The organism is Thermus sediminis (genome assembly GCF_003426945.1).
Lineage (GTDB): Bacteria > Deinococcota > Deinococci > Deinococcales > Thermaceae > Thermus > Thermus sediminis.
Window position 1 is genome coordinate 799,930 of sequence record NZ_QURO01000004.1, and the last position, 14,065, is coordinate 813,994.

At 60.9% G+C, this 14,065-nt stretch carries 11 protein-coding genes; 1 reads left to right on the forward strand and 10 read right to left on the reverse strand.

Going from position 1 to position 14,065, the window contains the following annotated elements:
* The 9 genes from ATI37_RS04820 to ATI37_RS04865 all read right to left on the reverse strand — a co-directional run bounded on the left by ATI37_RS04820 (position 1) and on the right by ATI37_RS04865 (position 11,876).
* Entirely contained in the window at positions 1-1,191 is a 1,191-nt protein-coding gene (locus ATI37_RS04820) for a glycosyltransferase family 4 protein (protein ID WP_408646644.1), read from the reverse strand.
* Positions 1,118-2,419 carry a hypothetical protein gene (locus ATI37_RS04825; protein WP_117237365.1) on the reverse strand — a complete coding sequence of 434 codons (1,302 nt, stop codon included), beginning with the start codon at positions 2,417-2,419 and terminating at the stop codon, positions 1,118-1,120. Before ATI37_RS04825 ends, ATI37_RS04820 begins: the two co-directional genes overlap by 74 nt.
* The gene (locus tag ATI37_RS04830) at positions 2,403-3,479 is read right to left on the reverse strand and encodes a glycosyltransferase family 4 protein (RefSeq protein ID WP_198665505.1); all 1,077 of its coding nucleotides are present in this window, start codon (positions 3,477-3,479) and stop codon (positions 2,403-2,405) included. The genes ATI37_RS04825 and ATI37_RS04830 overlap by 17 nt, the downstream gene beginning before the upstream one ends.
* 77 nt (positions 3,480-3,556) lie before the next feature.
* Positions 3,557-4,708: a glycosyltransferase gene (locus ATI37_RS04835; RefSeq protein WP_117237367.1), complete on the reverse strand. Its 1,152-nt coding sequence runs from the start codon at positions 4,706-4,708 to the stop codon at positions 3,557-3,559.
* Positions 4,701-5,819 (reverse strand): UDP-galactopyranose mutase, encoded by a 1,119-nt coding sequence (glf, locus tag ATI37_RS04840; protein WP_117237368.1) that lies wholly within the window; start codon positions 5,817-5,819, stop codon positions 4,701-4,703. Before glf ends, ATI37_RS04835 begins: the two co-directional genes overlap by 8 nt.
* Positions 5,809-7,041, reverse strand: coding sequence for a flippase (locus tag ATI37_RS04845; RefSeq protein ID WP_232822449.1), 1,233 nt, complete (start codon positions 7,039-7,041; stop codon positions 5,809-5,811). The genes glf and ATI37_RS04845 overlap by 11 nt, the downstream gene beginning before the upstream one ends.
* 129 nt (positions 7,042-7,170) lie before the next feature.
* Positions 7,171-9,492, reverse strand: coding sequence for an NAD-dependent epimerase/dehydratase family protein (locus ATI37_RS04850; RefSeq protein WP_198665506.1), 2,322 nt, complete (start codon positions 9,490-9,492; stop codon positions 7,171-7,173).
* A complete protein-coding gene (locus ATI37_RS04860) occupies positions 9,492-10,886 on the reverse strand; it encodes a UDP-glucose dehydrogenase family protein (RefSeq protein WP_117237370.1) in 1,395 nt (464 codons plus the stop codon). The genes ATI37_RS04850 and ATI37_RS04860 overlap by 1 nt, the downstream gene beginning before the upstream one ends.
* A 12-nt stretch (positions 10,887-10,898) precedes the next feature.
* Positions 10,899-11,876: a mannose-1-phosphate guanylyltransferase gene (locus ATI37_RS04865; RefSeq protein ID WP_117237371.1), complete on the reverse strand. Its 978-nt coding sequence runs from the start codon at positions 11,874-11,876 to the stop codon at positions 10,899-10,901.
* A 54-nt stretch (positions 11,877-11,930) separates the two neighbouring features.
* On the opposite strand from ATI37_RS04865, the gene ATI37_RS04870 reads away from it, so the two are divergent.
* Entirely contained in the window at positions 11,931-13,313 is a 1,383-nt protein-coding gene (locus tag ATI37_RS04870; protein ID WP_117237372.1) for a phosphohexomutase domain-containing protein, read from the forward strand.
* Here the strand turns inward: ATI37_RS04870 and ATI37_RS04875 are convergent.
* On the reverse strand, positions 13,290-14,060 hold the full coding sequence (locus ATI37_RS04875; RefSeq protein ID WP_117237373.1) for a class I mannose-6-phosphate isomerase: 771 nt from the start codon (positions 14,058-14,060) through the stop codon (positions 13,290-13,292). The genes ATI37_RS04870 and ATI37_RS04875 overlap by 24 nt on opposite strands.
* Between the last annotated feature and the right edge of the window lie 5 nt (positions 14,061-14,065).

Sequence of the window (14,065 nt, forward strand, 5' to 3'; positions counted from 1 at the left end):
CTATCGCCCCCCTTCCAAAACCCCTTGATAGATGGCCATCAGCCGCTCGTAGTTCCGCTCCGCCGTGTACTTGGCCTCGTACTCCGCCCGGGCCTCCTTGCGCATCTGGGCGAGCTCCACTGGGTGGGTGAGGAGCCACTCCACCTGGGCCGCCAAGTCCTCTGGATCCCCGGGGCGGAAGTGGAGACCGGTGCGGCCATGGTCCACAATGCTTCCGTGCGAGCCCAAAGCCGAAGCCAGTAGCGGAAGTCCTTTTGCGAAAGCCTCCACCAAGACCCTGGGGAAGCCCTCGTACCACTCCGAGGAAAAGACCAGGAAGCTGGCCTCCCCCATAAGGGCGTAGACCTCGTCCGGCCCCTTGCGCCCCAGCACCTCCACCCCCGGCACCTCCTGGGCCAGGCGGGCCACCTCCGGCATGAGGGGCCCATCCCCCACAACCTTGAGGAGAACCCTCCCCCCAAGCCGCTTCCAGGCCTCCAGCAAGGTGAATACCCCCTTTTCTGGAGACAAGCGCCCCACGAAGAGGGCGTACCCTCCCCGCCCCTCTCCCGGCCCCGGATCCGGGTGGACGAAGTTGGGCTTCACCACCACCTTCTCTGGGGGAAAGCCCGCCTGGAGGAACTTTTCCCGTGCGAACGCCGTGAGGGCGATGAAGCGGTCCACCAGGTTCCAGGTGCCCAAAGCCCGGTGCAGGGTGAGCATTCCCGCCACCACGGCGCTGGCCGGGCGGCTTTCCCGGTAGCACCCGTGGAGGACCCCGCGCCAGGGGAGGCCTCCCAGGCACTCCTCACACACCCGCCCCTGGCGAAAGAAGAGGGCGTTCACGCACAGGAGGCGGAAGTTATGGAGGGTCATCACCACCGGCACCCCCTCGGCCTTGGCGGCGTGGACGACCGCCGGCGAGGCCAGGGGAAAGGTGTTGTGCACGTGCAGGAGGTCTGGCCGGTGCTCCCGGATGGCCTCCCGCACCCGCCGGTAGGCTTCCCGATTCCACAGGGTGAGCCCCGCCTGCCGCCAGGGGGGGAGGCCCTCGAGGTCCTTGTTGTGGAAGACAAGGGGACGCACAAGGTGCCCTCGCTCTTGAAGGAGAGCGACTTCGGCGGCAAAGGACGAGTCCTCACCGCCCGGTTGCTGGTAGTGGGTGTGGAGCTTGAGGATGCGCATCTTTACCCTGCGAGAAGGCAAGACCATAGCCTGTAAGCAGATAAAAGGGTATAGCCCCAAAGGGTGTTTCAAAAAAGTTCCCAAAAAAAGCCGAGGACGACAGGGCGGCCCAAAGGATGAAGCTCAAGGCGGGAAAGGGACTTCCCGTTTGCCTAAAGTTGCGCCATAGGAGGGCGCCTAAACCCGCGAGGAAGGAAAAAAACACAGCCACCCCCACCCAACCGCCGTACCCCAAGGCGTAAAAAAACACGTTATGGGGTGTCCTAATACCCTCCGGAATGGCATAATAGAGGCTCCAAAGAGGGAATCCATACCCCAATCCCACAAAGGCCGATGCGTCCTGACGGTGCACTTCCTCCCATATCGCCGCCCACCAGGGGATCCGCCATCCCTGTATCGTCCCCGCCATGCTGTAGGCTTCCTCACCAATCAGCTCCGCTGCGGCCTCGGGGTTCAGGGGGGCCAAGATGCGGGCAACCACACCCCTTACCGAGAGTTCGCCTCCGCGGCCCTCAGGCGCGGGCACCCGGACGTCCCCAACGTACAAGATGGAAAAGAGGAGAAAGGCTACCAAACCGGCGAGCGCAAGCCGCCCAACCCGCCTCATGAGAAGGGCCCAAAGGAGCAGGCCCACACCCAAGGCCAGCCACTCTCCCCTAACCTGAACCCCTAGGAGGACCACGAGATTGAGAAAGAGAAGCACCCCCTGGCGTAGAGACATTCTTTCCAGAGTCAGAAGCGCCAGAATGGCCACCACCGAGGAAGCGGGTTGGCCAAAAAGGGGAACCTCGGGAGCCCAAGGAAGGTACAGTCCCAACCTATTGAGGAGAAACAAATAGGAAATCCCATAGATGGCGTTCAGCCAGGCAAACCACCCAAGGGTCCTCCGGAGAAGAAGGGGATACCTTTTGGCTAACGTAAACCCAAGAAACAGGTAGAGGGGGTATAGGTTGAAAACGAAATTTTGAAGGATAAGTAGGGGGTCGTGCCCGCGAAGGAGCCCGTAAATAATCTGAAAAGCACCATAGGAAAGAAACGCCAGAAGGCTCCAGCCCAAGAAGCCCTCCCTCCCCCCCCGTAGAAGCCAGGCCGCCCAGATCCCCAAGACGCGCCTCGCTTGCGTGAGGAGAAAGGCCCCCAAAACGGCCTCGCCAACGAAGAGCTTCAAGGCAGGTATGCCCAAATAGGCGAAAGAGCGGCCAAAGAGGCCGTAACCCAGCACCAGGAAAACCCAGGCTCTAGCCCAAATCCCCATAGAACCTCTTCCACGCTTCCCCAAAGGGCTCCACCCCGTAAGGGGCTACCGCCTTCTGGGCGCGCTCCCCCATACGCCTCCGCTCCTCCGGGGGAAGGGAGATAAGCCGCCTCAACCCCTGGGCCACCCCCCCCACGGAACGCTCCACCACAAAGCCCGTCTCCCCGTCCTGCATGAACTCCTCCACCCCGTAAAGGGGGGTGACTATCAAAGGGAGGCCCGCGGCGGCCGCCTCTAAGCTCACCAACGGGAAAACCTCATAAAGCGAGGGGAACACGAAAGCGTCGGCCCCCCAAAGGAAGGGGCGCACGTCCCTCTGCATGCCGAAGAAGGTTACCCTGCCCGCCAGGCTCATCCTCTCCACCCTTTTCCGCCATTCCCCCACTAGGTCCGCCTCCCCTCCCACCACCCAAAGCCTCACCGGCAAGTCCCCAAGCTCCCGTAGGGCCTCCAGAACCAGGGGCAGGCCCTTCCGCTCAAAGTGCCCCAGGGCCACAAAGACCAGAATCACCTCGCCAGGCCCCGCACCGCGCTCCCGGCGGAAACCCTCGCGGTCAAAATCCTCCGGAGGGCGCATCCGGTCTAAGTCCACGGGATTGGGGATTACCGTGACCTTGCCGCGGATAAATGGATAAGTCTCTTCTAGCTCACGCTTGAGGCCCTGGGAGGCAACCACAATGTGCCGCACGCGGCGGTATACCCAAGGCTCCAGGAGGGCATGGAGCCAGTGGTCCAACCAGCGGAGCCAGCCCCGAAGCCCCTTGGCCCCCGCCTGCTTCCAATGCCGCTCAAGGTAGGCTCGGTGACAAAACTGCGCGTAGGAAACCTGTCCAAAGCTAAGGTTGCTCTCCACCATCTGGACTAGGTCAAACCGGTCCCCCGTCCGCAAGCGATGGAGCCAGTAGACCATGGGAGCCACCAGGTGGTAGGCCAGGAAAAGCAGGGCCAGGGGCCGGGTGGGCACCGGCACCCGCACAAACCGGATCCGCTCAGGGCATGGGTTGTCAAACTCCACTGCAAACACGGTGAACTCGTGCTCGTAGCACAGCTCCTGGAGCATATGGAGATGACAAGAGCCGATCGGATTTGTAGGTATGATTCTGTAATCAAAGATTGCTATATGCATATACTCGCCTTTTACCTTGTTCGACCATGGAGAATGCTTCTTGCTGTTTTAAGAATGTATTTTACAAAACTCTTAAATTTATTTGGATGGGTAAACATTCGTATGTACATGCCGCGATAGCTACAAGGAATAAGAAGGGATGTCCAAAACATAAACAGTGCGCCAAGTTTTTGTAGCGGTGTGTAAAGATCATCATTTAAGATGTCCACACTTATTCTGTGCACATTATGTAGCAGCACCCAAGTAGCTTGGCAGGACAACAATTCCAAAAAGAGTTTTTGTTCCTTGTAGTTCAAATTATTGTTAATGCACAAAGAAGGTAAACCGAGTTCCTTTAACTTTTTATTCACACCTTCCATAACGCGCTCTATATTTTTAAGCGTCCTTTCAATGCCGTTCACAGTTATGTCGCCAGCTCCAGTAATATTGCTCCCATGCAATCTGTATATTGTCAAAATTCTGTCTATAAAATCAACCGAAGCTAAAATCGGTCCCAAAGTAAAGACATAGGCGTCAGCTACTGAACGAAACAACTGCTCATCAATAGGAAACAATTGCTCCGCAACTTCCCTGCGCAAGCATATCGCGCTAGCTGGCATGTAGCGCCAGCGCCCTCCACGCCTATATAGTTTGGGGGCCAGGAAACCCTTTTCAAAAGGTGTAAATATGGGAATAGAACTTACATATCTACCATCGGCATCCCTTATTTCCATGGCATGAACAATCATTCCACACTCTGAATTTCGTTTGAATGCAGTAACTACGGACTCTAATTTAGTTGGAAGAAATTCGTCATCAGAATCGAGAAAACAGACAACATGGCCCTGGCTCTTGGCGTAAGCCCTGTTTAGAGCTGAAGCCATGCCTCCGTTTTCCTTTGTAATCGATACGATTCGATTATCTTTTTCAGCGTAGGTACGGATAATATCTAAGGATTCATCCTGCGAACCGTCATCGCAAATAATCAATTCGAAATCTGGATAAGTTTGACTGAGAACGCTTTCGATGGCCTTCGCTATGTAACGTCCATAGTTATAGTTGGGCATTAAAACAGATACAAGTGGACGATCGGGCAAGGCTGGGAAATTTAAAGGCTGGAGCTGGAGGGTGTGTTTCCTCTCAAAGGGCATTTTGTCATTAAAAGAAGAGTCTCTCTCAAGCATGCGTGAGCTCTTCAAATAGCTTCAGGGCTCGGGCTACGGCTTGATCCATATTGTAGTAGCGGTAGTCTCCAAGCCTCCCAGCGAAGTAGACGCTTTTGAGCTTCCTTGCCTCTTCCAGGTACTTCCGATAGCGAGCCTCGTTCTCGTCTTTGGGCACCGGGTAGTAGGGTTCATTCCTCCCAGGCTCGTAGGCTTCCGAGTATTCGAAGGCCACCGTGGTGTGAGGTAGATAGTCCTGCCCCGTGAGCCTCTTGAACTCCGTAATGCGTGTGTAGGCATGCTCATTGGGATAATTGACCTGAGCCACGGACTGGAAGAAAGGTAAACGCAAGGTTTCCATATGAAAACGCAAGGAACGGTACGGTAGAGCTCCGTGGAGGTAGCCGAAGAACTCGTCTATGGGCCCGGTGAAGATGAGGCGGTCAAAGCGCACCTCGCCCTCCACCTCCTTCCAGTCCGCTCCCAGGAGGACCTTGATGCCCGGGTGGGACAGCATCCGCCGGAAGAGGGCGGTGTACCCCTCCTTGGGCATGGCCTGGTACGTGTCCTGGAAGTACCGGGTATCGTAGCTCACCAGGATCGGGACCCGGGCGGTCACCGTGGGGGAGAGCTCCTCGGGGCGCAGGCCCCACTGCTTGAGGGTGTAGCCCTCAAAGACGTTCCGGTAAACGTAGTCTGCCAGGAACCGGAGGTCGGGGTCTTGGGTTTCCCTCAGCTTCAGGATGGGCACCCGGGCCCCGTAGCCATACTGGGCGATGAGTTTCTCCTCCAGCCTGTCCGCGAGCCTTGGGGAGAAGAGGGCCCTTAGGGAGGCCAGGCTGAAGGGCAGGGGAATTTCCTTCCCCTCCACCACCGCCCGCACCCGGTGGTAGTAGGGGCGCCACTCGGTGAAGCGGGAGAGGTAGTCCCACACCCTCTGGCTGTTGGTGTGGAAGATGTGGGGGCCGTAGCGGTGGACCAGGACCCCGTGGGAGTCCATCTCGTCGTAGGCGTTCCCCCCGATGTGGTCTCGGCGCTCCACCACCAAGACCCTCTTCCCCGCCGAGGCTAGGCGCTCCGCCAGGGTGGCCCCGGTGAAGCCTGCGCCAACGATGAGGTAGTCAACCTTCATGTACCCTCCAGGGCAATCGCCCCTTCCACCAAAGATAAACTACCACAGCCCCGGTCACCCAGGCCTCCGAAAGAACCACGACCCAGGCCATCCCTAGGGCTCCATAGCGGGGAACTATCAACAAGGCGAGAGAAACATTCAGCAATCCAGCGATAAAAATGATGATGTTGAAGAGGCGGTCCATCCTCTGTGCCAGCATCCACTGGATGCCCAAGAAATTGGAGAGGGCGATCAGGGGAAGAAGCCAGGCTAGAACCCGCATTAGGGGTACCGCCCCTTCGTACCCGGGCCCCAAGAGCATTCGGACTAGGAAGGGCGACCCGTACATCAAAACACCCGCCGCAATAAGGCCCAGTAGGAGCATGATGCTCCCCACTCGTCGGGCGAGCCGCGATGCATCTTTCGGACTCTTCTCTAAAAGGTAAGAAAAGCGGGGAAGGAAAAGCCTACTAAAGGGGTCCCACATGGGGATCAAGGCCTTACTGAGCTTTTCCGCACCAGCGTAAAGGGCCACCTGAGCTGGGGGTAGGAAAAGCCCTACCAAAAGGACGTTCGCCGTGGTATATAGGCTCACCACCAAGCGAAACAGGAAGAGGCTAAAGCCTCGTCTGAGCCAGCCCCACGCTTCCCCAAATCTTGGCCAGCGAAGCCCCACCCAGGATGCTGCCCACGCGAGGCCCGCGAAGCCCAACACAAAGGACGCCAAGGCCTGGAGGTACAAGGGCCAAGCCACCTGCTCCGGGGAACGCACAAAGCAGAAAATCCCGACCGTCGCCAAAAGGCGGACAAAGAACTCCATCAGGGCTACGAAACCCATCCGCTCCATACCTTGGAAGAACCAGACCGGGCTCAAGCTCATTCCCAAGGCGAGAAGAAAGCTTCCCCCTATCAGGCCGAACTCTCCTCGCAGGGGCGGAAATAGGTAAAGGGCGAGCAAAGCGGTTCCCGCCCCAGGCAAGGAGAGCAACACCCGAGCCCCTAAGACCCCCCCCAAGGCCCTCTGGAGGGCCTCCGGTCGGTCCCGCCACTTGGCCACCTCCCGGGCGGCCGAAAGGGAAAAACCGTACTCCAAGACGATGTAGAGGTACTGGGAGGCTGCCTGGGCCAGAGCGAGTTTGCCAAACCCCTCGGGCCCCAGGACACGGGCAAGGTAAGGCAAGGTGATAAGAGGGAAAAGGTAGTTAGCCGCCTGAACGGCATAGAGGTAGAAGAGATTACGCAAGGTTGAGCTTCGTAGAAGCGCTCCTGCTTTGTACCAAAGATGCACTAACACATCCGAACTCCATCTGCGCAATCTGAAAAAATTTTCATCCCCCTAGGAGTGCAACAGGAGTGCCTGCTCGCCACCACCTTAATGCTCTACCAATTCCCGGAAGTAGACAATGGTGCGCTCGAGGCCTTCGCGCACCGGCACCCGGGGTTCCCAGCCGAGGAGCCTCCTGGCCAGGGTGATGTCAGGCCGCCGTTGCTTGGGGTCGTCCTCCGGCAGGGGCTGGAAGAGGATGGGGGAGGGGCTTCCCGTGAGCTCCTTCACCAGATGGGCCAGGTCCAAAACCCGGTACTCCTCCGGGTTACCCAGGTTCACGGGGTAGGGGTAGTCCACCTCCATGAGGCGGCGGATGCCCTCAATGAGGTCGTCCACGTAGCAGAAGGAGCGGGTCTGGCTCCCGTCCCCAAACACCGTGAGGGGCTCCCCCCGCAGGGCCTGGACGATGAAGCTGGACACCACCCGGCCGTCCTCCGGGTCCATGGCGGGGCCATAGGTGTTGTGGCAGAAGACCCCATTGCCGGCCACGAAGTTCTCGGCCCCCGGCACGGAAAAGTCGTATACCGTGGCCGTGCCAAGGACAGGCTGGACCTCTAGGACCTTGCTCCACACTATGTCCCCTTGGCGCTTGGCGTTTAGGTTCTGCCGTACCTCCTTGTCCCAGTCCAGAATGTTAAAGTCGTCAAGGGAACATACCGTAAGGCGGTAAAAAGGAAACCTTCGTTGGGTAGCTTCCTTCTTGCCCACCCAGCTCTCGTACTTGCCTAGAGAGGCCACTATGCCAAACCGTAGGAGCACGTAGGTAAGCCCATAGGCCAGCTCTTCGCTGGCTGTGTCAAAGACAAGCTCGTTGACAAGCTTCTTGCCGCTATGCGTTCCGTCTCCGCAGCGGAAACCTTCCAAGAAATATTTGAGGCGCGATAGAGGGAGCTGAAGAACCCAGGGAGGTATGCGCTTGCGCAACCCCAAAATCTTAGTGAAGAGAACGTGGAGCGGGCGGGAATGGACGTAAAGGTACGGGGCCCGCCCTGGTCTAGGCTTTACGAGCCCAACCCTTACGCGGAATGTGTTCTCGAGGATTTCTTTGGCTCTCTCCACATATTCAAAGTCGGACGAAAGCGTTATGAAATACCTCCCCTTACCGCCAAACTCTCCCCCTTCCGCCAGGTAAAGCCCAAAAAGCCAAAGCAACTCCTCCGTCACCTGGATCTCATTGGGAATCCAAACGGCGGAACTGCCCAAAAGGCCAAACTCCACGTCCTTAGGTAGCGGCCACTTTAGGGAAGCCACAACCGCCAGAGGCACAACGCCCTCTCTAATCCAACGCTTAGTGGCGCAAACAGCAGAGTTCCTGGCGTTTTTACCTCTATACCGCCCATGGGCAAGGGCCAACCTGTGAACCTCCTCGCGGTTAGCCTCGAGCCTGGCACCCAACTCAGGATGGCGAAGAGCCCAGCGCCAAAGCCAAGCTGGCGAGGAATCTAGTTGTGCGAAGCGCTCTGCTAGATTAATGCGCTCTAGATCCCGCTCCAAGACGGGTAAACGGGCAGGAATGGCCACATAGTCCCCGGGCTTCACGGATCGCACCGGCTTGGCCACAGGCTTGCCATTAGGCCCTCTGACGAAAAGGCTATGGTCTCCTGTAACCTTTATGGTCCTCCCGTATCGGAGCTTGACCTCAAAAGCCTCCTGAACAATGGGATGCCCGATGAAATGCGAAGCGGGTTTCAAGCTGATCCGCAAAGTATCGGGATCAAAGGCGGGAACCAACACCTTATGATTGCCCACGGGATTTAGAGCCACGCGGGAGGCGTAGCTTTGGGCAGTTTCCAAATGAGCTTCGCCATCGTTGAAAAAGAACAGATACTCGTCCGCAAGAACGCTGTTGAATATCCTGACAACCCGCACCGGCAACCCGTAAGCCCGGTGGTAGGCCATGGTCAGGGCCTCGGCGTAGCGCTTCCCCTCATCGTAGATGCTCCTGGGGCCAATGGGGTTCACGTTACCCCAGTAGCTCTCCGCCTGGGGGTGGACCAGGGGGTCCCCGTAGACCTCGCTGGTGGAGGCGAGGAAAAAGGCCGCGCCCTTGGCCCGGGCTAGGTCTAGGAGGTGGCGGGTTCCCTCGGCGTTCACCAGGAGGGTTTCTATGGGGAGCTTCAGGTAGCGGGGCGGGGAAGCGGGGGAGGCGAAGTGGAGGACCCAGTCCAAAGGCCCCTCCACCCCTAGGGGGCGGCTGGCATCCGCCCGGAGAAAGCGGAAACCAGGGTACTGGGCCAAGCGGTCCAGGTTTCGGCTCTGGCCCGTGGAGAGGTTGTCCACCCCCAGGACCTGGTGGCCCTCCCTCAGGAGCCTCTCGGCCAGATGGCTCCCCAGAAAGCCCGCCGTGCCCGTGAGCAGGACCCGCATCAAGACCTCACCCCTTCCAGGTTGCCTAAGGCGGGCACCCCCATCCCCAGGTAGCGGTAGCCCAGGGCCTCGAGGGCCTTCCCGTCCAGGAAGTTCCTCCCGTCCACCACCAGGGGGGTGCGCATGAAGGGCCTTAGCTCCTCCCAGGGCCAGGTGCGGTACTCCGGCCAGTCCGTGGCCAGGACCACGGCGTCGGCTCCCTTTAGGAGCTTTCGGGGATCCTCCTCATACTCCAGAGAAAGGGCCAGCTCCCGCCGGGCCCGGGGGATGGCCACCGGGTCGTGGGCCCGGACAAAGGCGCCCCGATGGAGGAGGCGCTGGGCCAGATCCAGGGCCGGGCTTTCCCGAAGGTCATCCGTGTGGGGCTTGAAGGCGAGCCCCAGGAGGGCGATGGTCCTTCCCTTCAGGGTCCTAAGCTCGGAAAGGAGCTTCTCCACCACCCATTCCCTCTGGCCCTCGTTGACCACCCGGGCCGCCTCCGTGATGGAAAGCCTAAGGCCGTACTCCCGCCCCATGGAGAGGAGGGCGGCCGTGTCCTTTGGGAAACAACTCCCACCCCAGCCCAGGCCCGCCCCCAGGAAGCGGGGGCCGATGCGGCTGTCCAGGCCGATGCCCCGGGCTACCTCCCGGATGTCCGCCCCCACCCTCTCCGCCAGGCGGGCCAGTTCGTTGATGAAGCTGATCTTGAGGGCCAAGAAGGCGTTGGCCCCGTACTTGATGAGCTCCGCCGAGGCCAGGTCCGTGGTGAGGAAGGGCACCGCCCCCATGCGCTCGGGCCGGGGAAGAAAGGGGGGTGGGGTAAAGCTCTGCTCCAGGATGGGCTCATAAAGCTCCCGCAACACCTCAATAGCTCCCCGGTCCTCCGCCCCCACCACGATCCGGTCCGGATAAAGGCTGTCATAAAGGGCCTGCCCCTCCCGCAGGAACTCGGGGTTGGAGGCCACGGCCAGGCGGCCGTTGGGCTCCCCTCCGTGCGCCTCCTGGAAGGCCCGGCGCACCAGGGCCTCCACGTAGTTGCCGCTTCCCACGGGCACCGTGGACTTGTTCACCACCACGGTGAAGCCCCCTCCCAGGTGCCTGCCGATGGCCTCCGCCGCGCTCCGCACCTGGGAAAGGTCAGGGGAGCCATCGGGCAGGGAGGGCGTCCCCACGGCGATGAAGATCACCTCGGCCTGAGGGATGGCCTCCTCGGGCCTGGCGGTGAAGCGGAGCCGGGGCCCCACCAGGCCCATGAGCTCTTGCAAATGAGGCTCGTAAAAGGGGGGCTCGCCCCGCCTTAGGGCCACCAGCTTGGCCTCGTCCACGTCCACCCCCACCACCTCGTGCCCCAGGTAGGCCAGGCTAACCGCGGTGGTGAGGCCCACATACCCAGTTCCCAAAACGGCTACCTTCATGTTCTTCACCTCTTAAACTCCAACCCGCCTCAAGGTGGCCAACAACTTTTTCAGCTCCTCAACCCTGTCCTTCCTAGCGATCAGGGTAACCTTCTCTTCCCTGACAATGACCACATCCTGCAGTCCTAGGGTGACGATCAGCTCGTCCCCTTGGGCGTAAATGATGGCCCCCCGGGTGTCCAGGCCCACGTGGCGGGCCAGTTCTACGTTGTCCCCGTTTCCCTTGAGGTAGCGCTCCAAAGCCCGCCAGTCGCCGAGGTCATCCCAGGGGAAGGAGGCCGGGACCATAAAGGCACGGTCGGTCTTCTCCATGAGGGCGTAGTCTAGGCTGATCTTGTCTCCTCTCCCCTCCAAAACCTCGGGGGCGTGGCGGGCAAACTCCTCCCACCACACCTTCTTCGGGGCCACGAAAATCCCGGCATTCCAGTAAAATCTTCCGGAGGCGTGCAGGCGCTCCGCCTTCTCCCGATCCGGCTTCTCCAAAAAGCGGGCTACTTTAAAGACCCGCTCCCGCACCTCTTCCCCCCGCTCCAGGTATCCATAACCCGTGGCCGGGTAGGTGGGGGCCACGCCCAGGGTCAGGATCCCCTCCAGCTCGGAGGCGGCCTCCAAGGCCAAGCCCACGTCTCGCCGAAAAGCCCCTTCGTCCCCCACGTAGTGGTCGGCGGGGAAAAAGGCTATGACGCCTTCAGGAAGATGCCGAAGAGCGAAGCTCACGGCAAAGGCCGTGTCCTTGGGCTCGGGCTCCAGGAGGATGTTGGCGGGGGGAAGCCAAGGGAGATGCTCCCTGACCAGGTCCTCGAGGTGGGGCGGGACCACCACATAGATGGCCTCCTCGGGGAAAACGCAAAGAAGCCTTTCTCCCGTGGCCTGAAGGAGGCTCTTTTCCCCCACCAACCTCAAGAAAGGCTTCGGCCTCTCCGGGGTAGAAAGCGGCCAGAAGCGCTCTCCCTTACCTCCAGCGAGGATAACCGCGTAGGAGAACCTCATAACCTTCGTAATTTTAGCGCAAGCCGGCTTGGACAGGTGCTAAACTTCTTGAGGATGGATGGGGATATTCGCTTCGGGACCGATGGCTGGCGGGGGGTGATCGCCAAGGATTTCACCTTCTTCAACCTGGGGCGGGTAGCCACCGCTTACGGGCACTACCTCCTGGAAAGGGGAGGCAAAAGGGTGGTGGTGGGGCACGACACCCGCTTCCAGGCTAAGGTCTTCGCCGAGGAGGCGGCGGGCATCCTGGCGGGGATGGGCCTCGAGGTCCTCCTCCTCCCAGGCCCCCACCCCACGCCCATGCTCTCCTTCGCCGTGCGCCACGTGGGGGCGGATGGGGGCCTCATGCTCACCGCCAGCCACAACCCTCCCCAGTACCTAGGGGTGAAGCTCAAAGGGCCTTACGGGGGAAGCGCCCTCCCCGAGGAGGTGAAGCGGGTGGAAGCCCTCATCCCCAAGCGCCCAGCGGAGGGCCGGGGAAAGCCCGAGGCGCTGGAAATTAGGGCCGCCTATTACGACCACCTCAAGGGGCTTTTGGACCTGGAGGCCCTGGCCCGCTTCCCCGGCCTCCTCTACCACGATGCCATGGGAGGAGCCGGGGACAGCCACCTCTCCGCCTTCTTCCGCCACGTGGGCCTGAACCTAGAGGTGCGGGAGCTCCACAACCTCCCCCACCCCCTCTTCTATGGGGTGAACCCTGAGCCCCTCCCCAAGAACCTGGGGACCCTCCTGGCCCTCATGGGTCCGGAAAAGTCCCCAAGCTTCGCCGTGGCCACGGATGGCGACGGGGACCGCATGGCCGCCGTGCTCCCCGGGGGAGTCTTCTTCAACCCCCACCAGGTTTTCGCCGTCCTCCTCCGCCACCTCCACAAAAAGGGGCTCTCGGGCCTGGTGGTCAAGAACTTCGCCGTCTCTTGGATCGTGGACCGCCTGGCCGAGGGGCTGGGCCTCCCTGTGAGGACCACCCCTATTGGCTTCAAATGGATCACCGAGGCCTTCCTCCGGGAAGACGTGCTCATAGGGGGAGAGGAATCAGGGGGGATCGGGGTCAAGGGACACCTACCCGAACGGGACGGGCTCCTGAACGCCCTCCTCCTCCTAGAGAGCGTGGCCCAAACGGGCTTAGACCTGGCGGACCAGTTCAAGGAGATAGAGGGGATGGTGGGCCTCACCCACGCCTACGACCGCCTAGACCTGGCCGTCCCCACGGCGGGGCTCCTGGAAAAGTTGAGGGAACCCCGCCCCCTGGCGGGCCTTTCCCCTGCAGGCCTAGAGGATCTAGACGGGGTCAAGTGGGTCTACGGGGAGGCCTGGATCCTCTTCCGCCTCTCGGGCACCGAACCCCTCCTCCGCATCTACGCCGAAGCCACGGAGGAGAAGACGGTAGGGGCCCTCCTAAGGGAGGCCGAGGCCCTAGTCCGAAGCCTCATCCCCTAACCCCGCCCCCAGGAAAAGCCCCTCCCCCCGGAAGCGCGCCTCCTCCCCCGGGGAGAGGAGAAGTGTAGCTGGAGGCCGGAGGACCTCCTCCAAAAGCCGGGCCTCCCCCTCCAAAAGGGTGAGGACCAGGGGAGTCCCGGACCTCAGGACCAGCTCCCCCTCTAGGGGGTAGCGGTAGAGGCGGAAGTGGGGGGTGGAAAGGAGGATCGCTCCCCCAGGCACAGGCTCGGGGGAGAGGGAGGGGATGGGGGCAGGCAGGAGGTGGGCCACCTCCAGGGCCTTCTCCAGATGGAGCTCCCGGGGCCTGCCGTAGTCGTAGAGGCGGTAGGTGAGGTCCGAGGGGGTCTGGACCTCGTAGACCCGCACCCCGGGACCCAGGGCGTGGACCACCCCGGCGGGCAGGTAGACCACCTGGCCCGGCTCCACGGCTACCTTCCGGAGAAGGGCCTCCAGGGTTCCCTCCTGGGCCCGCCTCAAGACCTCTTCCCGACTCGTGGGCCTCTTGAAGCCGTAGACGATCTCCCCCGGGGAGAGAACGTACCAGGCCTCGTACTTCCCTGGCTTCCCCTCTACCCTCAGGGCGTCGGCGTGGGGCGGGTGCACCTGAACGGAAAGCCACTCCGCCGGGTCCAGAAGCTTCACGAGAAGCGGCTCCTCGCAGAGCCAGACCTGCCCGATCCCCGGGCCGAAGCCCAGGGCGCTTCCACCCCAGATCCGGGGCACGGGCTTGGGGAAACAGGGGCGCATATCCC